Raw genomic sequence first — 26,701 nt, forward strand, 5'->3', positions numbered from 1 at the left:
AGCGCCATCCTGTTTACGGATCTGACGAGGAGGGCCGCCATCATGGCTTACCGGCATATCGTTGTCGCCACGGATCTCAGCGAAGACGCCGAGTTCCTGCTGGGCAAGGGCGCCAGACTGGCCGCTGCGCTCAATGCCAAACTTTCCCTGATCTATATCGACATCCACCGCGCCGGCTATTACGTCGATCTGGGCGTGGGCGATTACAACTACACCGATCGCACCTTTTCGGAGCGGGTGAAGAATATGCTCAATGCGATCAAAGGGCAGTCGTCGTATCCGGTGGAAGAGGTGATCGTCAGTCGCGGCGCGTTGACGGAAGAGCTGAACCGGGTGGCGAAGGAAAAAGGGTTCGATCTGGTGATCTTCGGCCATCATCATGATGTCTGGAGCCGACTGGTCTCTTCGGCGCGTCAGGCGATCAACGAGCTGAACGTTGATCTGCTGGTTGTTCCCATCGAGAAAAAATAGTCGCGGCCGCCTGCGGGCGGCTGCCGTTTTCCATTCGCATCGCTTATCTCTGGGTGAAGATAACCGCATACCTGCAATAATTCCGCTTGCTGACAATCCGCCCGAAAAATAGTGACTGCCTGGAATTTTATTTTCTCCATCAATATGTTGGCCAAAATCCGATAAAGGTTAATCCAGCGCATTGAAATCACTGTCATACCTCCTTTTGGTTAATAAATCGCACGTTTTGACTGGCTCTCCGCGAAGAGGCGTCTTATCCTCAGGGTAATGAGATTTGTATGACTTATATAAATACGTTCACATGGAGGAGGTCTCATGCGTTTTGACAATAAAGTCGTGGTTATCACCGGTGCGGGCAATGGCATGGGGGAAGCGGCGGCGCGGCGTTTCTCCGCCGAGGGCGCGATCGTGGTGCTGGCCGACTGGGCCAAGGAAGCGGTGGACAAGGTCGCCGCTTCGCTGCCGAAGGGCCGGGCGATGGCGGTGCATATCGACGTTTCCGATCACGTCGCGGTTGAAAAAATGATGAACGAGGTGGCGGAAAAACTGGGCCGCATCGACGTCCTACTGAACAACGCCGGCGTACACGTGGCGGGCAGCGTGCTGGAAACCAGCGTCGACGACTGGCGTCGCATCGCCGGGGTTGATATTGACGGCGTGGTGTTCTGCTCCAAATTCGCCTTGCCGCACCTGCTGGAGACCAAGGGCTGCATCGTCAATACCGCGTCGGTGTCCGGCCTGGGCGGCGACTGGGGCGCGGCCTATTACTGCGCGGCGAAAGGCGCGGTGGTCAACCTGACGCGCGCCATGGCGCTCGATCACGGCGGTGACGGCGTGCGCATCAACTCGGTCTGCCCGAGCCTGGTCAAAACCAACATGACCAACGGCTGGCCGCAGGAGATCCGCGACAAGTTCAATGAGCGCATCGCGCTGGGGCGTGCGGCAGAGCCGGAAGAGGTGGCGGCGGTGATGGCGTTCCTGGCCAGCGACGACGCCAGCTTTATCAATGGCGCCAACATTCCGGTCGATGGCGGGGCGACCGCCTCGGACGGCCAACCGAAGATCGTCTAAGCGTTAACGCACAGGCCCGGCCAGGATGACCGGGCCTGTTGTTTTTAGACGCCGATGCGGTCGCGCAGCGTGTAGTAGGCCGCGCCGATGGCGGTGAACGGGATCTGCAGATTGCGTCCGCCGAAGAACGGCAGGTGCGGCAGCTTAGCGAAGGCGTCGAAGCGTTCGGCGTCGCCGCGCATCAGCTCGGCGATCAGCTTGCCCGCCAGATGGGTGCAGGTCACGCCGTGGCCGCTGTAGCCCTGCATGTAGTACACGTTATTCTCCAGCCGGCCGAACTGCGGCATGCGCGACAGCGTCAGCAGGAAGTTGCCGGTCCAGCGATAGTCGATACGCACCCCTTTCAGCTGCGGGAAGGTCTTCAGCAGCTTCGGCCGGATCAGGTTATCGATATCGTCCGGATCGCGCGCGCCGTACACCACGCCGCCGCCGTACAGCAGGCGATGATCGGCGGTGATGCGGTAGTAATCCAGCAGGTAGTTGCAGTCCTCCACGCAGTAGTTCTGCGGGATCAGCGCCTGCGCGATCTCCGGCGCCAGCGGTTCAGTGGTCACCACCTGAGTGCCGCACGGCATGCTGCGCTTGGCCAGCCGCGGCTCCAGCTTATCGCCCAGATAGGCGTTGCCGGCGACGATGACGAAACGCGCCTTCACCTGGCCGTTGGCGGTGCTGATGAGCGCCGGTTCGCCGTGGCGGATGTTCGTCACCGCCGATTGCTCGAAGATGCGCCCGCCCTGCAGGCGGATCGCCTCGGCTTCGCCCAGCGCCAGATTGAGCGGATGGATGTGGCCGCCGCTGTGATCGAGCAGCGCGCCGACGTAACGATCGCTGGCGATCTCCTGGCGCACCCGGTCTGCGTCGAGCAGCTCAAGCTGGGTATTGCCGTAGCGCTCCCAGTTGCGTTTTTGCTCGATCAGCGCATGGAACTGCTTGTTGTTCAGGGCGGCGAAGATGCCGCCGGGGCGGTAGTCGCAGTCGATGGCGTAGCGGCTGATGCGGCTGCGAATGATCTCCGCGCCTTCGAACATCATGCTGCCGAGCAGGCGGGCGCTTTCCGCGCCGTAACGCTCTTCAATCACATCGATGTCGCGGCTGTAAGAGTTGACCAACTGGCCGCCGTTGCGGCCGCTGGCGCCGAAACCGATGCGCGCCGCTTCCAGCACCACCACGTCGTAACCGGCTTCCACCAGGAACAGCGCGGAGGAGAGGCCGGTATAGCCGCCGCCGATCACGCAGACGTCGCATTCGATCGATTCATTCAGTTGCGGATAGGGCTGATGTGCGTTGGCCGTGGCCGCATAGTAGCTTTTTACGTGTTCAGTCATGGAGATAAGCCCTTATTCCAGCGAGATCCAGGTGGTTTTCAATTCGGTGAACTTGTCCAGCGCATGCAGCGATTTGTCGCGGCCGTTGCCGCTCTGCTTGTAGCCGCCGAACGGCACGGTCATGTCGCCGTCGTTGTAGTTGTTGACGAACACCGTGCCGGCCTTCAGTTGGCGCGCCATGCGGTGCGCGCGCGCCAGATCGCGGGTCCAGACCGCGGCGCCGAGGCCGTAGTCGCTGTCGTTGGCCAGCTGCAGCGCCTGTTGCTCGTCGTCGAAGGCGGTCACCGCCAACACCGGGCCGAAGATTTCATCGCGCGCCACGCTCATGGCATTGTCCACCTGGGTGAGGATGGTCGGCCCCAGATAGCCGGCGTGGTCGCCCTGCGGATGGTCGCGCCCGTCGAGGAACAGCGCGGCGCCCTGGCTCAGCCCCCGATCGATATAGCCGGCCACTTTCTCGCAGTGGCCGCTGTCGATCAGCGTGCCCATCACCGTGTCGGGATCGAGCGGATCGCCGGGCATGAAGGTCGCCGCGTGTTTGCGCAGCGCCTGCAGGAACGCTTGCTCAATGCTCGCTTCGACCAGCAGGCGAGTGCCGGCGATGCATACCTGCCCCTGATTATAGAAGATGCCGGCGGCGGCGCTGCGGGCGGCCTGATCCAGATCCGGGCAGTCGGCGAAGACGATGTTGGCGCTTTTGCCGCCGGCCTCCAGCCAGACGCGCTTCATGTTCGATTCGCCGGCGTAAATCATCAGCTGTTTCGCCACCAGGGTGGAGCCGGTAAAGGTGAGGGCGTCGACGTCGCGGTGCAGCGCCAGCGCCTTGCCGGCGTCGTGGCCATAGCCGGGCACCACGTTCAGCACGCCGTCCGGCAGTCCGGCCTGCTGAGCCAATTTGCCGAGCAGGATGGCGCTCAGCGGCGATTTTTCGGAGGGTTTAAGCACCACGCTGTTGCCGGCGGCCAGCGCCGGGCCGAGTTTCCAGCAGGCCAGCAGCAGCGGGAAGTTCCAGGGCACGATGGCGCCGACCACGCCGATCGGCTCGCGCTCGATCAGCGCCAGCGCCTCGCGACCGGTGGGGGCGATTTCGCCGTACACCTTATCGATCGCTTCGGCGTACCAGCGGATGCAGCGGATGGCGCCCGGCACGTCGTCGCGCAGGCTGTGACGAATGGGTTTGCCGGTGTCCAGCGTTTCCAGCAGCGCCAGCTCTTCATGATGCTGTTCCATCAGATCGGCGAAGCGCAGCAGCGTGGTTTTGCGCTGCGCCGGGGCGGCCTGGGCCCAGTCGCCGCGTTCAAAGGCGGCGCGCGCCGCGCTGACTGCCCGATCGATGTCGGCGGCTTCGCCGCGCGCGACCTGCGCCAGCTCGCGGCGGCCGGCGGGATCTTCCACGGCGAAACGTTTCCCCGCGGCGGCCGGCTGGTAGCGGCCGTCGATAAACAGCTGGTGCTCAATCTTCAGGGCCTGCGCCCGTTGTTGCCAATACTGCAAATGGTGAAAGTTCATGCCTGGCTCCGTTGATCAGAATGTCGTCGGCGTATGGGCGCTGATAATCCGGCAAATGCGCGCCGACGTGTTGCTGAAACTGTGGGGGATGCCGGTATTGATGGCGTAGCTCTGCCCGGCCAGCAGGTGATAGCTCTGGCCGTTGACCTGCAGCACCACTTCGCCCTCCAGCAGCGTGCCGATCTCTTCCCCTTGGTGTTTGATGCGCTCGCCGGTGGTGGTGCCCGGTTCGTAGGTCTCGATCATCATCGCCAGCGTGCGGTTCGGGTCGCCGTTGTGGATCAGCTTCATCGAAACGCCCTGGCTGCCGATTTCGATCAGGTCGTCGCTGTCTATCACGATCTGCGGCTCAGCCGGTTTTTCCGGCTCGGCGAAAAACGCCGACAGCGACAGACCGTACACCGTCAGCAGCTTTTGCAGCGTGCTGATGGCCGGGCTGACCTTGTCTTGCTCGATAGTACTGATGGCGCTGTGGGTTAACCCAGACAGTTCGGCGACCCGGCGCTGCGACAACCCTAATTGTTGACGGATCTGCGACAGACGTTTTCCCGGTGCCAAGCTGACGTCGCTCATGGGCGTTTTTCCTTTTGATAGTTCCGACAGGCGGTGATGAAACCATCAAACAACAGGCGCGACAGGGCGTACTCGTCGCTGTTCCACTCCGGGTGCCACTGCACGCCGAGCGCGAAGGGCTGATCGCGCACGCTGATCGCCTCCACCAGCCCGTCAGCGGCGTGCGCCTCGATGCGAACGCTCGCGCCCAGGGTTTTGGCGCCCTGGCCGTGCAGCGAGTTCACCCAGAATCTGTTGCAATCCGGTATCAGTTGCGAAAGCAGCCCCCCTTCCTGAACGATGACCTCGTGGGCGGGGGCGTATTGCTGTTCCAGCGGCAGGTCGTGATCTTCACGATGCTCCAGCAGCTCGGGCAGTTCATACAGGCGGCGATGCAGGGTGCCTTGAGTGGCGACCACCATTTCCTGCATGCCGCGGCAAATGGCGAAAAGGGGAATGCGCCTGTCGAATGCCTGGCGGATCAGCGCCAGGCTCAACGCGTCTCGGCCAGGATCGGCGTCAGGCTCATCGCCGTTTTCACCATAAAGGTGCGGCTGCACATTACTGGGGCTGCCCGGCAGCAAAATGCCGTCGAGGCGCGGCAGCAGTTCCGCCAGCATTTCCGGCTCCGCCAGCGCGTGTGGCAGGGCGATCGGCAAGCCGCCGGCGGTGATAACGGCATTCAGGTACTTTTCTTGCAAGGTCTGTGTGAGGTGCCCGTTTAACCTATACCTGCACATGACGACGCCAATGACTGGTCTGTTAAATATATTGTCCATGCTATCCCCTTGGTACGTTCGAAATTATGAACGATAAGCTTCTCCACCGCCGATTTCGTTCAATATTCTATAAATCTAGCAGTCGATTGGGCAATATTCAAACCAAAAGTAACACTTGCAAAACAAATTTGTTTCATCTACGTTTCATTTGTGGGCATTATATTGAACAAGACGGTCAATAAACATCGACGACAGCAAAACACAAACGGCGGGTGAACCATGCAGACCAACATCGTAGAAGTGGAAAACTTTGTTCAGCACAGTGAAGAGAGACGAAGTAGCGCGTTCCAGCGCGAAGTGAAGAAGTATTTGGAACGTTATCCGTTAACCCAACATGTCGACGTACTGTTGACCGATCTGAACGGCAGCTTCCGCGGCAAACGCATCCCGGTCGGCGGCCTGAACAAACTGGAGAAGGGTTGTTACTTCCCGGCGTCGGTATTTGCGATGGATATTCTCGGCAACGTGGTGGAAGAGGCCGGGCTGGGGCAGGAGTTGGGCGAGCCGGATCACGTGTGCGTGCCGGTGCCGGGCACGCTGACGCCGTCGGCGGCGGACCCGCAATATATCGCGCAGGTGCTGCTCACCATGCTGGATGAAGATGGCACTCCCTTTGACGTTGAACCGCGCAATGTGCTGAACCGAGTATGGCAGCGTTTGCGTCAGCGCGGGCTTTCCCCCGTGGTAGCGGTAGAGTTGGAGTTCTATCTCATCGATCGTCAACGCGACGCGGAAGGCTATCTGCAGCCGCCGTGTGCGCCGGGAACCCAGGAGCGCAACACCCAAAGCCAGGTGTACTCCGTCGATAACCTGAACCATTTCGCCGATGTGCTGAGCGAAATCGACGAGCTGGCGCGTTTGCAGGGCATTCCGGCGGACGGCGCGGTGGCGGAGGCGTCGCCGGGGCAGTTCGAAGTCAACCTGCACCATACCGATGATGTGCTGCAGGCCTGCGACCATGCGCTGGCGCTGAAACGGCTGGTGCGCATGGTGGCCGAGAACCACAACATGCAGGCCACCTTTATGGCCAAGCCGTATGAAGAGCACGCCGGCAGCGGCATGCACGTGCACATCAGCATGCTGAATGCGCAAGGCGACAATGTGTTCGCCGACGACGACGGCGAGGATTCGGCGCTGCTGAAACAGGCGCTGGCGGGCATGATCGCCCTGATGCCGTCCTCGATGGCGCTGCTGGCGCCGAACGTCAACGCCTATCGCCGTTTCCAGCCCGGCATGTATGTGCCGACCCAGGCTTCCTGGGGGCATAACAACCGCACCGTGGCGCTGCGCATTCCCTGCGGCGATCGCGACAATCACCGCGTGGAGTATCGCGTGGCGGGCGCCGACGCCAACCCTTATCTGGTGATGGCGACCATTCTGGCGGGCATCGTCTACGGCCTGGAAACCGCATTGCCGCTGCCTGAGCCGGTGACCGGCAACGGGCTGGAGCAGGACGGGCTGCCGTTCCCGATCCGCCAGAGCGACGCGCTGTACGAGTTTGAACATCAGCCGGTGCTCAATGCGTTGCTGGGCGAACGCTTCAGCCATGTCTACCTGGCCTGCAAAACCGACGAACTGGTGCAGTTCGAGCGCCTGATCACCGAAACCGAAATCGAGTGGATGCTGAAAAACGCCTGATCCCGCTCACCCAACGACTACCGCGCGCGCCCGGCGCATTTCATCGGCTCTCCTGTAGCCCGTGAGGCTGCGCGCTGCGGTACAGCATTTCTTCTATCACGGCGTACAGGACGCCGACGAGGAAATAACCATGACTCAGCCATTCCCATGCGCAGACGTTTGCCTGTGCCGCAGTGCCTACGGGCCGGTCGCCGGCCGCCCGACAGTGACCCCAACCCGCTTTCCCCGCCGCCTGAGCAGCAGTTTCCCCGCGGCCTCTCTGAATGACGTTGCACGGTTGACAGCAGAGGACCAAAAGGGGAAACGCCATGACGATTAAAACCATCGACGGCGGTCCGGCGGGCAAACCGCAACTGCGCAAATCCCTCAAGCTGTGGCAGGTGGTGATGATGGGCCTGGCCTATCTGACGCCGATGACGGTGTTCGACACCTTCGGCATCGTCTCCGGCCTTACCGACGGCCATGTGCCGACCTCCTATCTGCTGGCGCTGGCCGGCGTGTTGTTCACCGCCATCAGCTACGGCAAACTGGTGCGCCAGTTTCCCACCGCCGGTTCCGCCTACACCTATGCGCAGAAGGCGATTAACCCGCACGTCGGTTTTCTGGTGGGGTGGTCATCGCTGCTTGATTATCTGTTCCTGCCGATGATCAATACGCTGCTGGCGAAGATTTACCTGACCGCGCTGTTTCCGGAAGTGCCGCCCTGGGTGTGGGTGGTGGGCTTCGTGATCCTGATCACCGCCATCAACCTGAAAAGCGTCAATCTGGTGGCCAACTTCAATACCCTGTTCGTGCTGGCGCAGGTGGCGATCATTCTGGTATTTATCTACCTGGTGGTGCGCGGCCTGCACAACGGCGAGGGGATGGGCACGGTGTGGAGCCTGCGGCCGTTCCTCAGCGAGAATGCGCACCTGCTGCCGATCATTACCGGCGCGACCATCCTGTGCTTCTCGTTCCTCGGTTTTGACGCGGTCACCACGCTGTGCGAGGAGACGCCCGACGCCGCCAAGGTGATCCCGCGCGCCATCTTCCTGACTGCGCTGTACGGCGGGGTGATCTTTATCAGCGTGTCGTTCTTTATCCAGCTGTTTTTCCCGACCATTCAACGCTTTCACCAGCCCGACGCCGCGCTGCCGGAGATCGCGCTGTACGTCGGCGGCAAGCTGTTCCAGTCGATCTTCCTGTGCGTGACCTTTATCAACACGTTGGCCTCCGGCCTGGCGTCGCACGCCAGCGTGTCGCGCCTGCTGTATGTGATGGGGCGTGACAATGTGTTCCCGGAGAAATTCTTCGGCTATATCCACCCCAAATGGCGTACGCCGGCGCTGAACGTACTGATGGTCGGGCTGGTGGCGTTGTCGGCGCTGTCATTCGATCTGGTGACCGCCACGGCGCTGATCAACTTCGGCGCGCTGGTGGCCTTTACCTTCGTTAACCTGTCGGTGATCAGCCACTTCTTTATTCGCGAAGGGCGCAACAAAAGCTGGAAGGATCGCTTCAACTTCCTGTTCCTGCCGTTGGTGGGGGCGCTGACGGTGGGGGTGCTGTGGCTGAACCTGGAGAAAAGCTCGCTGACCATGGGGCTTATCTGGGCGACGCTGGGCTTCGGCTATTTGGCCTGGCTGACCCGACGCTTTCGCCAGCCGCCGCCGCAGTTGGAGCGGCAACCGCAGCAATAAATTCACAGGCGGGAGTTTCCCGCCTTTCTTTTTGGTACGTGCGGCAGTAGAGTGAAAAACCTGATAAAAAATAACCTATTGGACCTGCCTTATGCCCGCTTTGCCCTCGCGTACCCGCGCCACGTTGTTCGGTTTATTGGCCATTGTGCTGTGGAGCAGCGTGGTCGGCCTGATTCGCAGCGTCAGCGAAGGGCTGGGGCCGATCGGCGGTGCGGCGATGATCTACAGCGTCAGCGCGGTGTTTTTGCTGGTGGCGCTCGGCGTGCCGAAATGGCGCAGCTTTCCGCGGCCTTATCTCATCGTCGGCAGCCTGCTGTTCGTCAGTTACGAGATCTGTCTGTCGCTGTCGCTCGGCTACGCCAATACCCGCCTGCAGGCGATAGAAGTGGGCATGATCAACTACCTGTGGCCCTGTTTCACCGTGCTGATGGCGCTGGCGATCAACGGCCAAAAGGCGAAATGGTGGCTGCTGCCGGGGCTGCTGCTGTCGCTGTTCGGCATCGGCTGGATCATGAGCGGCGAGGGCGGCTGGTCACCGGCGCAGATGCTGGCCAACGTGCGCAGCAACCCGCTCAGCTACGCGCTGGCCTTCAGCGGCGCGGTGATTTGGGCGCTGTATTGCAACCTGACCAAGAAGATTGCCCGGGGCAGCAACGGCGTGGTGCTGTTTATCGTGCTGACCGCGCTGGCGCTGTGGCTGAAGTACGCCTTCAGCGCGGAAAGCGGCATGCAGTTCAGCGTCGGCGTGACCGTGACGCTGCTGTGCGCCGGGGTGGCGATGGGGGCGGGGTATGCCGCCTGGAACGTCGGCATTCTGCACGGCAACATGACGCTGCTGGCGACCGTCTCCTATTTTACCCCGGTGCTCTCGGCGGTGTTCGCCGCGCTGGTGCTGCACACCTCGCTGACCGCCAGTTTCTGGCAGGGCGTAGCGATGGTCACACTCGGCTCGCTGATCTGTTGGCGGGCAACTCGCGGAAATTAACGGAAATTATCCGCTGTCGTCGCAATGTTGAACTAGAATTTAACTAGCCATGTTGCCTGAAGGAACGACGACGATGAGAAGCGACATTCAATTTATTCAACAGCCTGAAATCGACGTGCATCACTATGAGCGCGGCGATACCGTTCGCCTGACCACGGCGAATTTGCGACATGAATATCAGCTCGACGTTTATATTTTGCGCCGCGACGATAAGCTGATTTACGGCTCGGTCGTCGCGGCGGCGCCCAAAACCGATATTCCGGTCGCCAGTTGGGAGGTGAAAAACGGCGAAGAGGTGGCGTTCCGCCAGGAAAACATCGCCAAGGCGGTGCCGGCGGTGAACTGACGCACAGCGATTATGGCGCGATTACGCTGAATAAATTAAAGAAATCAATTTATTGTTTCCACTGGCTGCGCTTTTTGAAGATGAGAAAGCGTTTTATTTGCCATTAGGAGACCTTTGAAATTATTGGTAACATATGCGGGTTATATAGCGTGTTATAGGGATATATTTTATGACTCCACCTGCGGATGTTGCGCGAGTTTTTATCGGGTGTGATCCAAATGATTGCGATTTGGAACAGATGATGGTTTTGGAGTACAGCTTGCGTAAGCATGCTTCAATACCTGTTCAAATTGAGTGGATGCGTTTGTCGCGAGACCCTGCCAGTCCCTGGTATTCTCAAAGTGGCGGCGAAGGTTGGACCACCGAGCGTTGGGCAACGCCGTTCTCTGCATTTCGCTGGGGCATTCCCGCTTTCTGTAACTTCCAGGGGCGGGCATTTTACTCCGATGCGGACGTGCTGTATCTCTGTGATATCGCAGAGATTTGGCATCATCCGATGAAGGAGGGCACTGCCATTTTGGCCGCGGGTTCCGGCAACGATCTGCGCTTGGGGGAAATGCTGTGGGATTGCGAGGCAGCGGCGCGATTCTTGCCGCCGCTGGATGAGTTGCGCCGTGATCCATTGGGGCATAAAAAAATGCAGCGGTTCTTTGAAGAACATCCCGAGTTCGTTGAGCCGTTGAAACCGGAATACAGCAATCTGGATGGTGACGATTTGCCGTTGGAAGCATTGAAGGCGTTGCATTACTCGGATATGAGCAGCCAATTTTCCCACCGTTATTCGCTTCCCAGACTGCGGGCTGAAAGCCGCAAGCATTGGTTTGATGGCAAGATCCGCAGCCATTATCGCGATGATCTGCGCGAGCTGTTCGAACAATACTATCGCGAAGCGCTGCAGGCCGGTTATACCCTGGAACGGTACCGGAATGTGCAGTTATTCGGCGGTTTCAATAAGCAATCTCAGAAAAAATATGACGGCAATCCGATTACGCGCAAGAAACAACCTTTTTTGCGCCGCGTCTTGAGCGGTTTGCTGGATTAGTCGATCTTTCCCTCCCAGGGAGTTTGTCGCGCGCTGGCGCCTGAGGGTGTTTTTTGCGTTCACTATTCTGCGGGCTGTGGCGTTAATCGCCGCGGCCCATCTTTTATGACTTTCAGCGGGTTTCCCCGCCGTCTACCAGCGGGTTACATTTGCTGCAATTTTCGGCTGAAAAATGCTTTACATGACAAAAATCACAGCGAATGTGAATTTGCATGAAACATAATTTGACAAATGTGAACGCAATCGATTACCTATTCGCGAAATGCGTAACTGGATCACAGATTCTTACAGTCAGTGGTTTCTATAATGCGCGCGTCATCCGAGTTTCTGTGTGAAGACAACGCCAGGTGTCGGCAGACTCATTGTCATCTTTTCTAAACGGGCAGGAAATGGCCCTTTAAGCATGTGGTAATAAAATGAAAAAAATAGCTCTCGCAGCAGGTGTACTGCTCGCAGCGTCTTACAGTGCATCATCAATGGCTGATAGCAAAGACAGTCAATATGTCTCCGACTGGTGGCACCAGAGCGTCAACGTGGTGGGCAGCTACCACACCCGCTTCGGGCCGCAGCTGAATAACGACGTGTATCTCGAATACGAAGCCTTCGCCAAGAAAGACTGGTTCGATTTCTACGGTTACGTTGACGTACCGAAATTCTTCGGCGTGGGCAATACCCCGGATCGCGGCATCTGGGACAAAGGCTCCCCGATGTTTATGGAGATTGAACCGCGTTTCTCCATCGACAAACTCACCGGCACCGATCTGAGCTTCGGTCCGTTCAAAGAGTGGTACTTCGCCAACAACTACATCTATGATCTGGGCCACAACGCCGATGGCCGTCAAAACACCTGGTACATGGGTCTGGGCACCGATATCGACACCGGTCTGCCGATGAGCCTGTCGATGAACATCTATGCCAAATACCAGTGGGAAAACTACCAGGCCGCCAACGAGAACAGCTGGGACGGTTACCGCTTTAAGGTGAAATACTTCGTGCCGCTGACCCAGGTGTGGGGCGGCAACCTGAGCTACATCGGCTTCACCAACTTCGACTTCGGTTCCGATCTGGGCAAGGACAGCCATTGGGTTGACGGCACCGGCAAACAGGTGCGCACCAGCAACTCGATCGCCTCCAGCCATATTTTGGCGCTGAACTACGATCACTGGCACTATTCTTTCGTGGCGCGTTATTTCCACAACGGCGGTCAGTGGCAGGATGGCGCGGATATCGGCACCCCGCAGGGCCCGATCAAGTCTACCGGTTGGGGTTATTACCTCGTGGTCGGCTATAACTTCTGATTTTCCGTGCTATCAGAAACAGAAAACCCCGCCTGGCGGGGTTTTTTTTCGTCATCACTGGGCTTGTTCAACCGGGAGATGCTTCACCGGCATAAACAGTCTGCCTTTGATCACGTGACATTCATTATTTATCCAACTAATGATTTGTTCACGGCTGACGCCTTCCGACTGCGCGTACCGATGAAGATCGCCATTAAAGTGCCGAGTGATGTATTCCATGAGGGTCATTTGCACGTCTTTTGCTCCTGAACGCCCACCCGTTGCCAGCCTGGCCACCGCGGGAGGTTGAGGTTTCTCAGACAGCGAATGTAAATTATCGGCAACCAAATCTCAACATAAAGCACCAGATTGGGGCGACAGCGGTGTGAAAAAGAATCCCGCACGGAGAGGCGGGAAATGTTCGCTATTATCATTATGGATGATAAGAATAAGATTTGAGGTGCGACGAAAAAGAGCACGCTAACTCTTTTTTGTTACCTTCCCACGCTAGCGTAAGGCTTATTTTTCTTCAAGAAAAATCTGAGACAAGCATCGGCATTTTCGAGGCATTTTGCGTTGAGACAAGGTTTGAAAGCGAATGCCGTAAAAGCGCACCGTTATCTCGGAGTTTTCCTTATACTTTGTCTGGAAAAGGCTGGCTATAGTCAACAGAGTCACCCACGCAGGAATACACAACATGAACAAACGTCGTACGACTCTCACGGTGTTGGCGCTGATTGCATCGCTGGGGTTGTCATCCGCCCCGGCCTTGGCCGACAAAGGCGGCAATGGTAACGGCAACGGGAACGGCCATGGTAACAGCGGCAATCACGGCAATAACGGTAACCATGGCAACAACGGCAATCACGGCAACAAAGGCAATAAAGATAAAGGCGGCTATAGGAACGACGATAATCTGGTCTCCGTCAGCCTCTCGCGAGACCGCGCCCGTTCGCTGGCGCACAACTATGGCCTGACCGGCTACAGCTCGCTGCCACCGGGCATCGCCAAAAATCTGGCGCGCGGTAAACCGCTGCCGCCGGGTATCGCCAAAAAAGTGGTGCCTTACTCGATGCTGCGTGAGTTGCCGCAGTACCCGGGTTATGAGTGGCGTATCGCCGGCGACGACCTGGTGCTGGTCGCACTCAGCACCGCGATTGTGGCCTCCGTGATCAATGGCGTTTTCGACTAACGTTTGTCGAGCGTTATCGGGCCTCGCTGCGGCGGGGCCTTTTTATTTGCCAGCGCGGGGCGGACGTGGTGAACTTTGGGCCTGACATTTTCACTGCATCATAAGGGAGGCGCCATGTTCAGGGCGTTATTGATAGCCTGCTGTTTGACCAGTTTTCCGGCGTTGGCAGACGGCGCCGCCGCCATCGGCGAGCTGGTGAACCAACGGCTGTCGTTGATGAAAGACGTTGCCGGTTACAAGGCGCAGCAGCATTTACCGATCGAAGACCTGGCGCAGGAGGCGAAGGTGTTGGCCAGCGCGCAGGCGGAGGCGGGGCGTTTGGGGCTGGAGCCGGCGTCGGTGCGGCCTTTTATCGCCGCGCAGATGGACGCCGCCAAGGCGATTCAGTACCGCTATCGCGCCGACTGGCTGGCGAGCCCGGAGCCCGGCTGGCAGCCGCGGCCGTTGGCGCAGGTGCGCCCGCAGATCGCGCAACTGAGCAGCCAGATATTGCAACGCCTGGCGGAGCGGCTGCGTGCCGGCCCGCTCGGCGAGGCGGATCGGGCGGCGTTTATGGCGTCGGTGGATCAGGTGAATCTCAGCGCCGCCGACAAGCGGCGGCTGGCGGATGCGCTGCTGGCGGTCAAAACCGGCAGCGCACGCTGAGCGTCAGTCGCGGCCGACGGTGCTGCGGCGGAAGGTCAGCATCCGGCTGCGGTTGGCGATGAGATCCACGTTGTAACCGCGGAAATAGAGGCAAAAGCGTTTTAACCACGGGCCGTCCTGGCACTCCACCAGCATGCGGCCCTGGCCGAGCGGGCTGAGCGTGCCGGTCTGCGCCGCCGGACCGACGCCAATATGCACCCGATCGCCGCGAATTTCAAAGGCGGTGCGATAGTGCGGGTGATACCACAGCCCCTGCACATGCTTCAGGCAGTCGCCGTTAGCCGTGACCGGCAGAAAACGGCGCGCCACATGCCCGACTTCGCCCTCGATCGCTTCACCGGTCCATTTCAATTTGAGCGGCATATGGGCGGACAGCGACACGGCGTACCCGTCCTCGCCCTGATACAGCGGTTCATCGCTGCCCAGATAGGCCAGGTTGCCATCTTTGACCTCCAGCCAGTGCGGCTCCGCCAGCGTGGCGTAGAGGCCGTCGGGGATCGCCGTGCTGCGCTGCGGCAGCGGTTCGCCGAGCAGCGCCGCCATCACCTGCAAAGCCATCCCGAAACTGTCGCAGTCTTCGCGATTGGCCACCAGCGCGACGCCGGCCTGACGGTCGGGCGCCAGCAGGAAATAGGTTTTGTAACCGGCGTGGGAACCGCCGTGGCCGAGCAAGCGGCGGCGGCCCAGCGGGGTTTGCGCCAGACCCAGGCCATAAGCGCTGAGCTGGCCCTGATTGAGACGGCGCGGTGCGCCGAGTTGCGCCAGCACGCCCTGGCCGGGGCCCTGGTCGGCCAGCAGCGTCTGCAGCCAGCGGGTGAGGGCGTTGAGGCTGCCGGTCAGGCTGCCGGAGGCGGAAAGGTGCAGGCCGGCGCTGGCGTGTTGCCAGCCCTGCGGCGCACGCCAGTAACCCGGCACCAATCCCGGCACCACGTCGAACCAGCTTTCCGGCGCCCGCATCTGCACCTGCAGCGGCCGGGCGATGTGCTGTTGCACCAGTTGGTCGAAATCATACCCTTTGCTGCGCAGCGCGGCCTCCAGCAGCCGATAGCCGGTATTGCTGTAGGCGATCTCGCTGCCGGCTTCGTAGTTCAATTTCTCCAGCCCCTCGACAAACCGCATCACCGGCTGCGCCTCGCTGACGGCGTGCAGCGAGATGCCCAGCAGGCCGAGCGTCTCGCGCACGTCGGGCAGGCCGCCGGTCATGTCCAGCGCCTGGCCGACGGTAACGTCCGCCAACGCGGGCTGCAGGGCGGGGAGCAGTTCACCCAGACGTTGCTCCAGCCGAATGGCGCGATCGGTGGCGTTCAGCGCCAGCGCTGCGAAGATATGCTTGGTCACTGAAGCATAACGCACCACGCTGTCGGCGGTGAAGGGGGTGTTCTGCGCCAGATCGGCCAGGCCGGCGCAGGCGGTGGCGCGGCGTTGTTGGGCGTCAAACAGGGTGATGGCGCCGCCGGGTTCGCCATGCCGTTGCCAGCCGGCCAGCAGTTGTTCGGCCAAGGCGCCGGCAGCGCGCCAGTTTAACGGTGTTACAGACATAGGGCCTCCAGAGAGTATTCGAAACGGGCCAGCTGGCCACACGCCGCCCGGCGCTGAGCGCGGGCTTTTGGGCTGATTGTGGCGCAGTGCGTTTTTCGTCGGCCGCTGTTTTGTGCGCTGTTTAGACCAGTTAGCGGGGAATCACGCGAAACTTTGATATAGCGCGCAGATTGCTGCTGGCGTTGCGGTTAGAGGCGGGAGAAAAACAGGCGCGCGGCGGCGCCTGTAAAGGGGGATCAATTCAGTCTGGCGGCGCCGTCCAACAGGCTTTCAATCATCTGCTTGAGCAGGCGCTGCAGCGAGGCGGCGCGCTGGGGCTCGAACGCGAAAGGATACTGTTCGGACATGTAGTTGACCTGCGCCAGTTCGAGCTGGATCGCATGCTGTTGTTGCTGCGGCTGACCATAAGCGCGGGTGATATAACCGCCCTTAAAGCGACCGTTGAGCACGTGGGTGTACTGCTGTTGCTGCTCGCAGCAGGCGACCAGCCGATCGCTCAGCGCCTGGGCGCAACTTTCACCGCCGTTGGTGCCGAGATTGAGATCCGGCAGTTGGCCGTCGAACAGCCGCGGGATCACTGAGGCGATGGAGTGCGCGTCGAACAGCAGCGCATAGCCATGGCGCGCTTTGAGGCGCGCCAGTTCGTTCTGCAGCTGCTGATGATAAGGTTGCCAAATTTGCTGCAGGTAGGCGGCGCGTTCTTCGTCCGTCGGCGCTTTGCCCGGCAGGAAGCTTGGGCGGCCGTCGAACAGCACGTCGGGATACAGGCCGGTGGTGGCGGTGGTGTACAGCGGCTTGTCGTCCGCCGGGCGGTTCAAATCGATGACGAAGCGCGAATAGTTGCCGACCAGCATGCTGGCGCCCATCGCCCGGGCGAAGTCGTACAGCTGCGGAATATGCCAGTCGGTATCGGGCAGCGGGCGAGCGTCGTCGGTCAGCCCGGCCTCGACCGCCGGCGTCAGTTGCGTGCCGGCGTGCGGAATGCTGATCAGCAGCGGCAGGCTGCCGGTCTGGAAGCTAAAAGGATCGCGAATGGTCATTGACGTACTTCTCCTCGGAAAATCACCGTACAGGGCAGTTGACCGCCCAACCAATAAGCCAGTTCCGCCGGCCGCGACAGCGGCCAGTGAACGAAGTCCGCCACCTTGCCGGTTTCCAGCGTGCCGTGGCTGTGCTGCAGCCCCAGCGCTTTGGCAGCGTGGGTGGTAACGCCCGCCAGCGCCTCTTCCGGCGTCAGGCGGAACAGCGTGCAGGCCATGTTGATCATCAGACGCAGCGACAGCGCCGGCGACGTGCCAGGGTTGGCGTCGCTGGCGATCGCCATCGCCACGTGGTGCTTGCGGAACAGCTCTACCGGCGGGCACTGGGTTTCGCGCAGCAGGTAGTAGGCGCCCGGCAGCAGCACCGCCACGGTGCCGGCGTCGCCCATGGCGCGGGCATCTTGCTCGGTGGCGTATTCGAGATGGTCGGCGGAGAGCGCGTGATGGCGCGCCGCCAGCGTGCTGCCGCCGAGGGCGGAGAGTTGCTCGGCGTGCAGTTTGACAGGCAAACCGGCGGCTTCGGCGGCGGCGAAGACTCGCTCCACCTGCGCCGGTGAGAACGCCAGGTGTTCGCAGAAGGCGTCAACCGCATCCGCCAGGCCAGCGGCGGCGGCCTGAGGGATGATGGTATCGCAGACCAGATTGATGTAGTCGTCGGCGCGGTTTGCGTATTCCGGCGGCAGCGCATGGGCCGCCAGACAGGTGGTTTTCACCTCGACCGGCAGCAGCTCGCCCAACTTGCGCGCCACCCGCAGCATTTTCAGCTCGCTTTCCGGGCTGAGGCCATAGCCGGATTTGATCTCCACGCAGGTGACGCCTTCCGCCAGCAGCGGCCGCAGGCGGAACAGCGCCTGCTCCAGCAGCAGCGCTTCGTCGGCCTCGCGGGTGGCTTTCACGGTGGAGATAATGCCGCCGCCCTGCGCGGCGATGTCGGCATAGCTCACGCCGTTCAGCCGCTGTTCGAACTCGCCGCTGCGGTTGCCGCCGAACACCAGGTGCGTGTGGCAGTCAACAAAGCCGGGGGTGACGATGCCGCCGTCGAATTTCACCGTTTCGTCCGCGATCAGGCCGGGCGGCAACGCCGCATGTTCGCCAATCCAGACGATCTTGCCGTCGCGCACGGCGATCGCGCCGTCGGTCAGGGTGTGATATTTGCCGTCGCGCATGGTGACGATATCGGCGCCGTGCCACAGGCTGTCACAGTGAATCTCAGACGTCATTGCTTTCCTCCGCCGGAGCCGCAGCTCCCACATGGTTGTATATACAATTAAAAACAACCTAACGCATTCACCGGGATGTCACAAGAGGCGGGAGAGATTTTGTTATCAGGATGTGATCGACCGCGGAGATGCGGGCGCAGGGGCGCCCGCCGGGGATCAGACTTCGCTGGTGAAGCGGCCGAACAGTTGATAACGGCTGCCGGGATACAGCAGCCGGGCCGAGGTGACCACGGTTTTGCCGGACCAGGTGCGGCGATGGATCAGCAGGCCGGGTTCGTGGTCCTCCAGCTGCAGCAGCTCGCGCTCGCGCCGGGTGGGGATCACCGCTTCGACGATGTGTTCGCCGGCGGTCAGCGGCGCGGCCTGCGTCAGATAGGTATAGGGCGTGACGCGGTCGAAATCCTGCTTCAGGTAATCCGGCGCCACCAGTGGGTTGACGCAGCGGTCTTCCACCTGCACCGGCACGTCGTTTTCGTAATGCACGATCTGGGAGTAGAACAGCCGTTGGCCGGGCTGAATGCCCAGCGCCGTCGCTTCTTCCTCGCTGGCCGGGCGGGCCTTCAGCTCGAGGATTTTACTGCTGTGGTGATGACCTCGCGCGGCGATCTCATCGGCGATGTTGTGCACTTCCAGCAGTGCGGTATGCGCCTTGGCTTCGGCGACGAAGGTGCCGACGCCCTGCATGCGAATCAAAAAACCTTCGCTGGTCAGCTCGCGCAGCGCGCGGTTGATGGTCATGCGGCTGACGCCCAGTTCCGCCACCAGTTCACTTTCGGAGGGCACGCGCTGGTGCGGTTGCCAATGCCCCGCACGGATTTGATTCACGATCGCCTGTTTGACCCGTTGGTAGATCGGGGCGGGGGCATCGCTCATTGCAGCCGCCAGTTGTAACACGGTCTGTTGTTCAGCCACGACGTTAACCTCGTCAAATAAAAAAATAATAACACCAGTTTACTGTTGATGTCGGCGTATGTATATGTATATACAACTAGTGGCCGTCGCGCCAGAAACTTGCCGGCGACCGCCAAAAATTCCTTAAGACGCGCCACCGCCGCGCCTTATTCGCCGTTACATTAACCGTGGAATACTGCCATGCCTGCTTATTTTGCCCCACGCGCTTTGCTCCCAGAGGGCTGGGCGCATAACGTCCGGCTGGACGTCGATGCGCAAGGTTATCTGACTCAAGTTACCGCCAACGCTGAGCCGCAAGGCTGCATTCGGCTGCACGGCGATGCGGTGCCGGGCATGCCGAACCTGCACTCCCACGCTTTCCAGCGCGCGATGGCCGGGCTGGCGGAAGTGGCGGGCAACCCGCAGGACAGCTTCTGGACCTGGCGCGATCTGATGTACCGCCTGGTGCAGCGTCTGACGCCGGAGCAGGTGGAGGTGGTCGCCCGTCAACTGTATATCGAAATGCTCAAGGGCGGATACACCCAGGTGGCCGAATTCCACTACCTGCATCACGACGCCGACGGCAAGCCTTACGCCGATCGCGGTGAGATGACTGGCCGCCTCAGCGAGGCCGCACATCAGGCCGGCATCGGCATGACGATGCTGCCGGTGCTTTACAGCTACGCCGGTTTCGGCGCCCAGCCGGCCCAGCCGGGGCAGAAACGGTTTATCCAGGACACCGAAAGCTATCTGCATCAGCAGCAGGTGATTGCCCGTCAGCTGGCGGATCGCCCGTTGCAGAATCAGGGGCTGTGTTTCCACTCACTGCGTGCGGTGGAGCTGGGGCAGATGCAGCAGATTTTGGCCGCGTCGGATCGCACCTTGCCGGTGCATATTCATATCGCCGAGCAGCAAAAAGAGGTGAACGACTGTCTGGCGTGGAGCGGGCAGCGCCCGGTGGCCTGGCTGTATGACCATCTGCCGGTGGATCAGCGCTGGTGCCTGGTGCACGCCACCCATCTGGATCGCGACGAGCTGGAAGCGCTGGCGCGCAGCCGCGCGGTGGCCGGCCTGTGTCTGACCACCGAAGCCAACCTCGGCGACGGCATTTTCCCCGGCGACGCTTACCTGCAGCAGCAGGGGCGCTGGGGCATCGGTTCCGACAGCCACGTTTCGCTCAACGTGGTGGAAGAGCTGCGCTGGTTTGAATACGGCCAGCGGCTGCGCGATCAGCGTCGCAATCGCCTAACGACACCGGAACAGTCGGCGGTAGGCGATGTGCTGTACCTGCAGGCGCTGCAGGGCGGCGCGCAGGCGTGCGGCGCGCCGATCGGTCGGCTGCAGAGCGGCTATCGCGCCGACTGGCTGGTACTGGACGGCGACGATCCGTATCTGGCGGCGGCGCCGGACGCCTCGATCCTCAATCGCTGGCTGTTCGCCGGCGGCAAGGAGCAAATTCGCGACGTGTTCGTCGGCGGCCGGCAGGTGATCGAGCAGGGGCGGCACGCGCTGCAGCAGCAGAGCAGCGCCGAGTTCCTGCAGGTGCTGAAAACCTTTCAGCAGGAGGCGTAATGAGCCTGAACCGTTTTAACTTCGCCGCGCTGCCGGTCAGCCCGTGGCGCAACGGTGGTGGGGAAACCCGTGAAATCGTCAGCTGGCCGCCGGGCGCGCAGGATTTTGACTGGCGCGCCAGCATCGCCACCATCGCGCAGGACGGGCCGTTTTCCGCCTTTGCGGGCATCGATCGTTCGATCACCCTGCTGGAAGGCGACGGCGTGCGGCTGTTCAGCGCCGGGCATATCGACCATCAGTTGGCGCGCGTCGGGGAGCCGTTCGCGTTTTCCGGCGACGTGGCGCTGGAAGCGACGCTGCTGGGCGGCGCCAGTCAGGATTTCAACATCATGACACGCCGCGGCCGGCAGGCGGCCGAGGTGCGGCGCAGTACGGTGCCCGTCATCCTGTCACCCAACCGGGCGGGCGTGCTGTATGTGCTGGGCGGCGTTTGGTCGCTGCCGGAGGGCGGCGAACTGCGGGCGCGCGAGGGTGTCTGGTGGACGGCGGCGGGTGGCGAAGTGACGCCGCTGACGGCCGACGGCGCGATCCTGTGGGCGAACATCACAGCCTGCTAACGCAGAGTAGAGTCCTGCGCCCGGTTATGGGATTATTCACTTTTCCCCATTAATCATAAAGAAGGGCGCATGGCTTCGCTGAAAGACGTCGCAAAACTTGCCGGAGTCTCGTTGATGACGGTGTCCCGCGCCATCAATGAACCCGGCAAGCTGCGGCCAGAAACCTATCACCGCGTCAAACAGGCGATCGACCAGTTGGACTATGTGCCGGATCTGTCAGCGCGGCGTATTCGCGGTGACGGAAATCGCGTACAGACGCTCGGCGTGCTGGCGCTGGACACCGCCACGACGCCGTTCTCGGTGGACATGATCCTGTCGATTGAAAAAACCGCGCGTGAGCGCGGCTGGAACAGCTTCGTCGTCAACCTGTTTGCCGACGACAACGCTGAACAGACCGTCGATCTGCTGTTGGCGCATCGACCGGACGGCGTGATCTTCACCACCATGGGGCTGCGTCAGGTGGATGTGCCGGCCAAACTGTTGGACAAAAGGCTGGTGCTGGCCAACTGCGTCAGCCCGGCGCACGCGATCGCCAGCTACATTCCTGATGATGAGCAAGGGCAGTATGACGCCACGCGCACGCTGATCGCCAAAGGCTATCGTTCGCCGCTGTGCATACATTTACCGGCGGATACGCTGGCGGCGGGGCTGCGCCGTCGCGGTCTGGAGCGCGCCTGGCGCGAAGCGGGGCGCGATGTTGAACAACTGCGGCAGTATCATCTCGATCTGAGCGGCGGCGATCAAGGCTATCGCGACTGCGTCGCGGTGCTGGCGCGGCATTTCTCTGCCGGCCGGCGCGATTGCGATGTCGTGGTATGCGGGAACGATCGGATAGCGTTTCTGGTGTATCAGGTATTGCTGGCGCAAGGATGGCGGATACCGCAACAGGTGGCGGTGCTGGGCTACGACAACATGGTTGGCATCGGCGAGCTGTTCCTGCCGGCGTTGACGACGGTGCAATTGCCGCACTATGCGCTGGGTCGCCTTGCGGCGCTGCATGTGATCGAGCAGCGGGAACAGCGTGATACGGTGAAAGTGCCTTGCCCGCTGTTGGCGCGTGGTTCGCTGTAACCGCACCGGGTGCGTCGCTGCGCGCCCGGTGCTCATTCCCATTACCCCCAGATGCTCGCCAACTGCCATCCCTCGATTGACTCGAACTGCGCCCGGCCGCCTTCGGCGAACAGGCTGAGACGGCGATCGCCCGCCGTCGGATAGAAGCGGCTGGTCAGGCAGGCCTCTCCCTGATTAACGAAGATTTCCAGCGAGGAGCGGTCAATAAAGATCCGCAGCGACACGGTGTCACCTTCCGGCAGCGGCACACTGCGGCAGGCGCACAGCGCCGGATGTTCATTAAAACGCTCCAGCACCAGTCGGTGTGACTGATTGTCGACGTACAGCCGCGCCGCACTCCCAATGGCCAGCCCGTAACGCTCGGCGTCGCTGTCGGTCGGTCTCAACGTCAGGATGAGCTCCTGCATATCGTTCGCCAGCGGCAGTTGCTGATTGGTCAGCGTCTGCGCCGACAACGTGTGTGACTCTCGACGCAGCGCCGCCAGTTCACGCGCCGGGTTCATGCGGACGCTGCCGTCGGCGGCCAGCGTCAGCTCGCGCGGCAGGGTGAGGGCGCCGGCCCAGCGGTGCGCTTTGCTGGGCATCGGTGATTCCCACATATCCATCCAGGCAAACAGCAGCCGACGGCCGTCGGCGGCGGTGAAGGTCTGCGGCGCATAGAAATCGTGGCCGGCATCCAGCTCACAGAAAGGCTGGGTCACCGTAAAGTCGCTATCAGGCCGCCAGTGGCCAAGCAGATAGCCGCTCTGGAAGCGATTGCGGTAGCGGTAGCCCTGCGCCGCAAGTCCTTGCGGCGAGAACAGCAGCAGGTGTTGTTCCCCCAGCGGGAAGAAATCCGGGCATTCCCACATATACCCTTGATGCGCCGTTTGCGCGCCGGCCAGCACCCGATCGAAGCGCCAGGCGCGCAGGTCGGCAGAACGGTACAGGCGCACCTGGCCCAGGCCGTTTTCTTTGGCGCCGACCACCAGCCACCATTCGCCGTTCTCGCGCCAGACTTTCGGATCGCGAAAATGCTGAATGCCGTCCGGCGGGGCCAGCACCGGCCCGTGCTTGACGAAGCGTATGCCGTCTTCGCTGGTGGCCAGACATTGCACTTCCCGCACCTGACTGTCGTCACCGGGTTCGCCCAGCCACACGTGGCCGGTGTAAATCAGCGTCAGCACGCCGTTGTCATCCACGGCGCAGCCGGAAAAGCAACCGTCTTGGTCATAGGGCGCATCGGGCGCCAGGGCGATGGGCTGATGCTGCCAGCGTATCAGGTCGCGGCTGGTCGCGTGCCCCCAGTGCATGGGGCCCCAGTGCTCGCTATAGGGGTGATGCTGGAAGAAGGCATGATAGACGCCGTCAATACAGATCAGGCCGTTGGGATCGTTGATCCAGCCGGCGGGCGGCGCGAGATGGAACTGCGGATAATAATCGTCTCGGCGTTCTGCGCGCAGGGCTTCGACCGCATGGTCGGCTTGAGCTAAGGCAGTATTCATTGGACAGACTCACTTGATTTAATGGCGGATGGAAAGGGCGTTGCCGTGGCGGAGCGTTCGCCGCGCAGCAGGAAACAGGAGACAAGCGTGGTGGCGGCGACCGCGCAGCCCATCAGCAGATAGGTGTCGGCAAAGCCGATGCGGTCATAACCGTAGCCCGCCAGCGGTGACAGGAAGCTGGCCATCACCTGGGTGATGAACTGGAAACCTACCAGGTACAGCGTGGAGGAGAGTCGGCTGTCAAAGCGGCTCGCGATGTATTTGAAAATAGCGATCAGCAGGATTGGCAACTCTACGGCGTGCAGCAGTTTCATGGCGGAGATCATCAAGGCGCCGCTGACCAAGCCGGAGCCGAACATGCGCAGCGCCATTACGCCACCGGCTAGCAACAGCCCCTGTTTGGCGCCGATGCGGTTCACCAGTAGCGGGGCCAGGAACATGCCGCCTGCCTCGAGGAAGACCTGCAGCGAGTTGAGAAAACCGTACATCTCGTTGCCCTGTGCGCGAGAAGCGAACTGTGAAGCGAAGTAGACCGAAAATTGCTGATCGAAAACGTTGTATACGCTGATCCCCAGCACAAACACCACCAGCGCCCAGAAGCCGGGCATGCGCAGCAGCGCCAGCGCGTCCTGCAGCCGCAGGTTTTCCGGTTTGCCGAACGCCAGGCCGGCCATGGCATTCGGCTTCAGCTCGCGTACCTGGCTAAGCAGCACCAGGAACACCACGGCGGCGGCGGAGGCCAGCCAGAAATTGATGTTCGGATTGATATTGAAGATAAAACCGGCCACAAAGGTGGCGCTGGCCCAGCCAAGCGAGCCCCACATGCGGGCGCGGCCGAATTCGAAACCGCTGATGCGGCTGACTCGCTCGGTATAAGATTCCAACGCGCCGATACCGGCGAAGAAGGTCGCGCCGATGAACACCCCGCCGACCAAAGCGCCGAGCGGCAGGCTGCTCGCCAGCAGCGGGGCGTAAACGTAGATAAAGAACGGGCCGGTCAGCAGCAGCATCACGCCGAGAAACTGCAGCAGGTGTTTGCGCAGCCCAAGTTTATCCTGAATAAACCCGTACAGCGGCTGTGCGCACAGCGCCACCAGCGAGATAGCGGAGAAGATCAGGCCGGTCTCGGCGCCTTTCAGGCCGATCTTTTGATTCAGCCACAGCGAGATCAACGAAAAGCTGGAAGACCAGGTGAAGAAAAAGAAGAACAGCAGGCCGCTGAGCAGCACGTAATATTTTTTCGTTTCGCGGTTCATGGGTAGGGCCCCGGTGAGTGAAGTTAGCTCTATTGTTAACGTTAACTCGCGAAGGGATGAAGCGGCCAGATATCACGCATGAGATGTTAATCACAAAAGTTAACGTTAACATTTTTGCCTTGTGATCGAGGTCACGAGTTGGCAAGGGGGCGATGCGCCCCCGCAGGATTAACGTTCGTTCAGCGAGCGCAGATGATCGTCGCGGCGCAGCGTCATCAGCGCAAACAGGCTCACCACCGAGGTGGCGACCACGTAGTAGGCGGGAATGTCGATATTGCCGGTCTGTTTGATGAGGCCGGTGATAATCAGCCCGGCCGAGCCGGAAAACACCGCATTGGATAGCGAGTAAGCCAGCCCCAAACCGGTATAGCGCACCCGGGTCGGGAACATCTCAGCCAGCATCGCCGGGCCGGGACCGGCCAGCAGGCCGACCACGGCGCCGGCGACCATCACCGCCAGCCCTTTGGCCCACCGTGAACTCTGCGCATCCTGCAGCAGGTGCAGTAAGGGAAAGGTGAACAGGATCACCGCCGCCACCGCCGTCAGCATCACCGTTTTACGTCCCAGTTTGTCGCTGATGTTGCCCGCCGGCAGAATGGTCAGGGCGAAACCGACGTTGGCCAGCACCGTCGCCACCAGCGCCTGTTGGAAGGTGGCGTGCAGCGAGGTTTGCAAATAGGAAGGCATCACCACCAGGAAGGTATAACCGGCGGCCGACCAACCCATCATGCGGCCGATGCCGATCAGAATGGTTTTCACCACGCTCCCCAGCTTCGCTTCCGGCGGTGGGGCGGCGTGTTCCGCACGTTGCTGCGCCTGGGTGAACGTGGGCGTTTCCTCGAGCTTGAGCCGCAGCCACAGCGCCACGGCGCCCATCGGCAGCGCCAGCAGGAAGGGAATACGCCAGCCCCAGTCATGCAACTGCTGAGCGCTGAGCAGCGCGGCCAGCAGCGCCACCAGTCCGGCGCCGGCCAGCAGGCCGAGCGCGACGGTCAGCGATTGCCAGGCGCCGAACAGCCCGCGCTTGCCCTTGGGAGCAAACTCGGTCATCAGCGATACCGCGCCGCCGAATTCGCCGCCGGCGAACAACCCCTGAAACATGCGCAGCAGCGTCAGCAGCAGCGGGGCGGCGACGCCGATCGAAGCGTAGGTCGGCATGACGCCGATCAGCGCGGTGGCCAGCGTCATCAGCAGCAGCACCGCAATCAGCGTCGGCCGGCGGCCGATGCGATCGCCGATGCGGCCGAAGATCACCGCGCCGATCGGTCGGCAGAAAAACGCCAGCGCAAAGGCGGCGTAGGTGAGGATCAGGCTGGTGATTTCATTTTCACCCTGCAGCGTGAAAAAATTGGCGGCGATAACGGTGGCCAGGAACCCGTATACGCCGAACTCATACCATTCGATAAAGTTGCCGACCGAGCCGGCCAGCAACGCCTGACGCGAGCGGCGCGCGTCGAGAGTCTGTTGATTCATCCCCGTTCCCATATTTTGAATTATTGTTCGTCAGTTCTAAATTTATACGACAAAACAATCAATTGATTTCAGCGGGAACTGTGAAGC

General features: G+C 61.1%; 25 protein-coding genes. 13 read left to right on the plus strand and 12 right to left on the minus strand.

What is annotated here, in order from left to right:
- Positions 1 to 42 precede the first annotated feature (42 nt).
- Together IT763_RS09650 and IT763_RS09655 are read left to right on the plus strand one after the other, a co-directional pair.
- Positions 43 to 471, plus strand: a complete 429-nt coding sequence (locus tag IT763_RS09650) for a universal stress protein (RefSeq protein WP_033633267.1) — start codon at positions 43 to 45, stop codon at positions 469 to 471.
- 315 nt (positions 472 to 786) lie between these two features.
- Complete coding sequence (locus IT763_RS09655) at positions 787 to 1,542, plus strand: SDR family NAD(P)-dependent oxidoreductase (RefSeq protein WP_206195369.1); 756 nt, start codon at positions 787 to 789, stop codon at positions 1,540 to 1,542.
- A gap of 44 nt (positions 1,543 to 1,586) precedes the next feature.
- Here IT763_RS09655 and IT763_RS09660 read toward each other — a convergent pair whose 3' ends face one another.
- Genes IT763_RS09660 through puuD form a run of 4 tightly spaced genes read right to left on the minus strand, consistent with a single transcriptional unit; the run spans position 1,587 to position 5,707 of the window.
- Entirely contained in the window at positions 1,587 to 2,867 is a 1,281-nt protein-coding gene (locus IT763_RS09660) for an FAD-binding oxidoreductase (RefSeq protein WP_016928043.1), read from the minus strand.
- A 12-nt stretch (positions 2,868 to 2,879) separates the two neighbouring features.
- Positions 2,880 to 4,376, minus strand: coding sequence for an aldehyde dehydrogenase PuuC (gene puuC, locus IT763_RS09665; RefSeq protein ID WP_060445309.1), 1,497 nt, complete (start codon positions 4,374 to 4,376; stop codon positions 2,880 to 2,882).
- Positions 4,377 to 4,391: 15 nt separating this feature from the next.
- A complete protein-coding gene (gene puuR, locus IT763_RS09670; RefSeq protein ID WP_016928041.1) occupies positions 4,392 to 4,949 on the minus strand; it encodes an HTH-type transcriptional regulator PuuR in 558 nt (185 codons plus the stop codon).
- The gene (gene puuD / locus IT763_RS09675; protein WP_025302552.1) at positions 4,946 to 5,707 is read right to left on the minus strand and encodes a gamma-glutamyl-gamma-aminobutyrate hydrolase; all 762 of its coding nucleotides are present in this window, start codon (positions 5,705 to 5,707) and stop codon (positions 4,946 to 4,948) included. Before puuD ends, puuR begins: the two co-directional genes overlap by 4 nt.
- A gap of 219 nt (positions 5,708 to 5,926) precedes the next feature.
- On the opposite strand from puuD, the gene IT763_RS09680 reads away from it, so the two are divergent.
- From IT763_RS09680 to IT763_RS09705, 6 genes are all read left to right on the plus strand, one after another.
- Positions 5,927 to 7,345: a glutamine synthetase family protein gene (locus tag IT763_RS09680; RefSeq protein WP_015377637.1), complete on the plus strand. Its 1,419-nt coding sequence runs from the start codon at positions 5,927 to 5,929 to the stop codon at positions 7,343 to 7,345.
- 308 nt (positions 7,346 to 7,653) lie between these two features.
- On the plus strand, positions 7,654 to 9,024 hold the full coding sequence (locus IT763_RS09685; RefSeq protein ID WP_016928039.1) for an APC family permease: 1,371 nt from the start codon (positions 7,654 to 7,656) through the stop codon (positions 9,022 to 9,024).
- Between the two features lie 91 nt (positions 9,025 to 9,115).
- Positions 9,116 to 10,009, plus strand: coding sequence for an aromatic amino acid DMT transporter YddG (yddG, locus tag IT763_RS09690; protein ID WP_016928038.1), 894 nt, complete (start codon positions 9,116 to 9,118; stop codon positions 10,007 to 10,009).
- 73 nt (positions 10,010 to 10,082) lie between these two features.
- Positions 10,083 to 10,355 (plus strand): hypothetical protein, encoded by a 273-nt coding sequence (locus IT763_RS09695; RefSeq protein ID WP_004941292.1) that lies wholly within the window; start codon positions 10,083 to 10,085, stop codon positions 10,353 to 10,355.
- A 169-nt stretch (positions 10,356 to 10,524) separates the two neighbouring features.
- Complete coding sequence (locus IT763_RS09700) at positions 10,525 to 11,397, plus strand: glycosyl transferase (protein WP_028128053.1); 873 nt, start codon at positions 10,525 to 10,527, stop codon at positions 11,395 to 11,397.
- Between the two features lie 416 nt (positions 11,398 to 11,813).
- A complete protein-coding gene (locus IT763_RS09705; RefSeq protein ID WP_028128054.1) occupies positions 11,814 to 12,695 on the plus strand; it encodes a nucleoside-specific channel-forming protein Tsx in 882 nt (293 codons plus the stop codon).
- 54 nt (positions 12,696 to 12,749) lie between these two features.
- Here the strand turns inward: IT763_RS09705 and IT763_RS09710 are convergent, their stop codons facing one another.
- Complete coding sequence (locus IT763_RS09710; RefSeq protein WP_025160261.1) at positions 12,750 to 12,929, minus strand: hypothetical protein; 180 nt, start codon at positions 12,927 to 12,929, stop codon at positions 12,750 to 12,752.
- 442 nt (positions 12,930 to 13,371) lie between these two features.
- Here IT763_RS09710 and IT763_RS09715 point away from each other — a divergent pair, with 442 nt between their 5' ends.
- Both IT763_RS09715 and IT763_RS09720 read left to right on the plus strand, forming a co-directional pair.
- Positions 13,372 to 13,866 (plus strand): anti-virulence regulator CigR family protein, encoded by a 495-nt coding sequence (locus IT763_RS09715; protein ID WP_033640576.1) that lies wholly within the window; start codon positions 13,372 to 13,374, stop codon positions 13,864 to 13,866.
- Positions 13,867 to 13,980: 114 nt separating this feature from the next.
- Entirely contained in the window at positions 13,981 to 14,511 is a 531-nt protein-coding gene (locus IT763_RS09720; protein ID WP_033640575.1) for a chorismate mutase, read from the plus strand.
- A 3-nt stretch (positions 14,512 to 14,514) separates the two neighbouring features.
- Here the strand turns inward: IT763_RS09720 and IT763_RS09725 are convergent, their stop codons facing one another.
- From IT763_RS09725 to hutC, 4 genes are all read right to left on the minus strand, one after another.
- A complete protein-coding gene (locus IT763_RS09725; protein WP_110146925.1) occupies positions 14,515 to 16,050 on the minus strand; it encodes a serine hydrolase in 1,536 nt (511 codons plus the stop codon).
- A gap of 236 nt (positions 16,051 to 16,286) precedes the next feature.
- On the minus strand, positions 16,287 to 17,090 hold the full coding sequence (hutG, locus tag IT763_RS09730) for an N-formylglutamate deformylase (RefSeq protein WP_176063328.1): 804 nt from the start codon (positions 17,088 to 17,090) through the stop codon (positions 16,287 to 16,289).
- The gene (gene hutI, locus IT763_RS09735) at positions 17,087 to 18,310 is read right to left on the minus strand and encodes an imidazolonepropionase (RefSeq protein WP_206195370.1); all 1,224 of its coding nucleotides are present in this window, start codon (positions 18,308 to 18,310) and stop codon (positions 17,087 to 17,089) included. The genes hutG and hutI overlap by 4 nt, the downstream gene beginning before the upstream one ends.
- Before the next feature lie 156 nt (positions 18,311 to 18,466).
- The gene (gene hutC, locus IT763_RS09740) at positions 18,467 to 19,222 is read right to left on the minus strand and encodes a histidine utilization repressor (RefSeq protein ID WP_028128056.1); all 756 of its coding nucleotides are present in this window, start codon (positions 19,220 to 19,222) and stop codon (positions 18,467 to 18,469) included.
- Positions 19,223 to 19,402: 180 nt separating this feature from the next.
- Between hutC and IT763_RS09745 the strand changes: the two genes are divergently transcribed.
- The 3 genes from IT763_RS09745 (at position 19,403) to IT763_RS09755 (ending at position 22,401) form a co-directional block, all read left to right on the plus strand.
- A complete protein-coding gene (locus IT763_RS09745) occupies positions 19,403 to 20,773 on the plus strand; it encodes a formimidoylglutamate deiminase (protein WP_049300630.1) in 1,371 nt (456 codons plus the stop codon).
- On the plus strand, positions 20,773 to 21,330 hold the full coding sequence (locus IT763_RS09750; protein WP_206195371.1) for a HutD family protein: 558 nt from the start codon (positions 20,773 to 20,775) through the stop codon (positions 21,328 to 21,330). The genes IT763_RS09745 and IT763_RS09750 overlap by 1 nt, the downstream gene beginning before the upstream one ends.
- Before the next feature lie 69 nt (positions 21,331 to 21,399).
- Positions 21,400 to 22,401 carry a LacI family DNA-binding transcriptional regulator gene (locus IT763_RS09755; protein WP_028127390.1) on the plus strand — a complete coding sequence of 334 codons (1,002 nt, stop codon included), beginning with the start codon at positions 21,400 to 21,402 and terminating at the stop codon, positions 22,399 to 22,401.
- A 41-nt stretch (positions 22,402 to 22,442) separates the two neighbouring features.
- Here IT763_RS09755 and IT763_RS09760 read toward each other — a convergent pair whose 3' ends face one another.
- The 3 genes from IT763_RS09760 to IT763_RS09770 form a co-directional block, all read right to left on the minus strand.
- The gene (locus tag IT763_RS09760) at positions 22,443 to 23,885 is read right to left on the minus strand and encodes a glycoside hydrolase family 32 protein (RefSeq protein ID WP_143778902.1); all 1,443 of its coding nucleotides are present in this window, start codon (positions 23,883 to 23,885) and stop codon (positions 22,443 to 22,445) included.
- Positions 23,882 to 25,141, minus strand: coding sequence for an MFS transporter (locus IT763_RS09765; protein WP_033640564.1), 1,260 nt, complete (start codon positions 25,139 to 25,141; stop codon positions 23,882 to 23,884). Before IT763_RS09765 ends, IT763_RS09760 begins: the two co-directional genes overlap by 4 nt.
- 168 nt (positions 25,142 to 25,309) lie before the next feature.
- The gene (locus IT763_RS09770) at positions 25,310 to 26,614 is read right to left on the minus strand and encodes an MFS transporter (protein WP_206195372.1); all 1,305 of its coding nucleotides are present in this window, start codon (positions 26,612 to 26,614) and stop codon (positions 25,310 to 25,312) included.
- Positions 26,615 to 26,701: the final 87 nt, after the last annotated feature.

The organism is Serratia sp. CMO1 (genome assembly GCF_015689115.1).
GTDB classification, from domain to species: domain Bacteria; phylum Pseudomonadota; class Gammaproteobacteria; order Enterobacterales; family Enterobacteriaceae; genus Serratia; species Serratia marcescens.

What these genes read in the sequence shown, in the direction of transcription:
- IT763_RS09700 (WP_028128053.1), top strand. Translation starts at nt 10,525, where the DNA reads ATGACTCCACCTGCGGATGTTGCGCGAGTTTTTATCGGGTGTGATCCA.
- yddG (WP_016928038.1), top strand. Translation starts at nt 9,116, where the DNA reads ATGCCCGCTTTGCCCTCGCGTACCCGCGCCACGTTGTTCGGTTTATTG.
- IT763_RS09760 (WP_143778902.1), bottom strand. Translation starts at nt 23,885, where the DNA reads ATGAATACTGCCTTAGCTCAAGCCGACCATGCGGTCGAAGCCCTGCGC.
- IT763_RS09660 (WP_016928043.1), bottom strand. Translation starts at nt 2,867, where the DNA reads ATGACTGAACACGTAAAAAGCTACTATGCGGCCACGGCCAACGCACAT.
- puuC (WP_060445309.1), bottom strand. Translation starts at nt 4,376, where the DNA reads ATGAACTTTCACCATTTGCAGTATTGGCAACAACGGGCGCAGGCCCTG.
- IT763_RS09685 (WP_016928039.1), top strand. Translation starts at nt 7,654, where the DNA reads ATGACGATTAAAACCATCGACGGCGGTCCGGCGGGCAAACCGCAACTG.
- IT763_RS09745 (WP_049300630.1), top strand. Translation starts at nt 19,403, where the DNA reads ATGCCTGCTTATTTTGCCCCACGCGCTTTGCTCCCAGAGGGCTGGGCG.
- IT763_RS09765 (WP_033640564.1), bottom strand. Translation starts at nt 25,141, where the DNA reads ATGAACCGCGAAACGAAAAAATATTACGTGCTGCTCAGCGGCCTGCTG.
- IT763_RS09705 (WP_028128054.1), top strand. Translation starts at nt 11,814, where the DNA reads ATGAAAAAAATAGCTCTCGCAGCAGGTGTACTGCTCGCAGCGTCTTAC.
- IT763_RS09695 (WP_004941292.1), top strand. Translation starts at nt 10,083, where the DNA reads ATGAGAAGCGACATTCAATTTATTCAACAGCCTGAAATCGACGTGCAT.
- IT763_RS09650 (WP_033633267.1), top strand. Translation starts at nt 43, where the DNA reads ATGGCTTACCGGCATATCGTTGTCGCCACGGATCTCAGCGAAGACGCC.
- hutI (WP_206195370.1), bottom strand. Translation starts at nt 18,310, where the DNA reads ATGACGTCTGAGATTCACTGTGACAGCCTGTGGCACGGCGCCGATATC.
- puuR (WP_016928041.1), bottom strand. Translation starts at nt 4,949, where the DNA reads ATGAGCGACGTCAGCTTGGCACCGGGAAAACGTCTGTCGCAGATCCGT.
- IT763_RS09720 (WP_033640575.1), top strand. Translation starts at nt 13,981, where the DNA reads ATGTTCAGGGCGTTATTGATAGCCTGCTGTTTGACCAGTTTTCCGGCG.
- IT763_RS09750 (WP_206195371.1), top strand. Translation starts at nt 20,773, where the DNA reads ATGAGCCTGAACCGTTTTAACTTCGCCGCGCTGCCGGTCAGCCCGTGG.
- IT763_RS09770 (WP_206195372.1), bottom strand. Translation starts at nt 26,614, where the DNA reads ATGAATCAACAGACTCTCGACGCGCGCCGCTCGCGTCAGGCGTTGCTG.
- IT763_RS09715 (WP_033640576.1), top strand. Translation starts at nt 13,372, where the DNA reads ATGAACAAACGTCGTACGACTCTCACGGTGTTGGCGCTGATTGCATCG.
- IT763_RS09680 (WP_015377637.1), top strand. Translation starts at nt 5,927, where the DNA reads ATGCAGACCAACATCGTAGAAGTGGAAAACTTTGTTCAGCACAGTGAA.
- IT763_RS09725 (WP_110146925.1), bottom strand. Translation starts at nt 16,050, where the DNA reads ATGTCTGTAACACCGTTAAACTGGCGCGCTGCCGGCGCCTTGGCCGAA.
- puuD (WP_025302552.1), bottom strand. Translation starts at nt 5,707, where the DNA reads ATGGACAATATATTTAACAGACCAGTCATTGGCGTCGTCATGTGCAGG.
- IT763_RS09655 (WP_206195369.1), top strand. Translation starts at nt 787, where the DNA reads ATGCGTTTTGACAATAAAGTCGTGGTTATCACCGGTGCGGGCAATGGC.
- hutG (WP_176063328.1), bottom strand. Translation starts at nt 17,090, where the DNA reads ATGACCATTCGCGATCCTTTTAGCTTCCAGACCGGCAGCCTGCCGCTG.
- IT763_RS09755 (WP_028127390.1), top strand. Translation starts at nt 21,400, where the DNA reads ATGGCTTCGCTGAAAGACGTCGCAAAACTTGCCGGAGTCTCGTTGATG.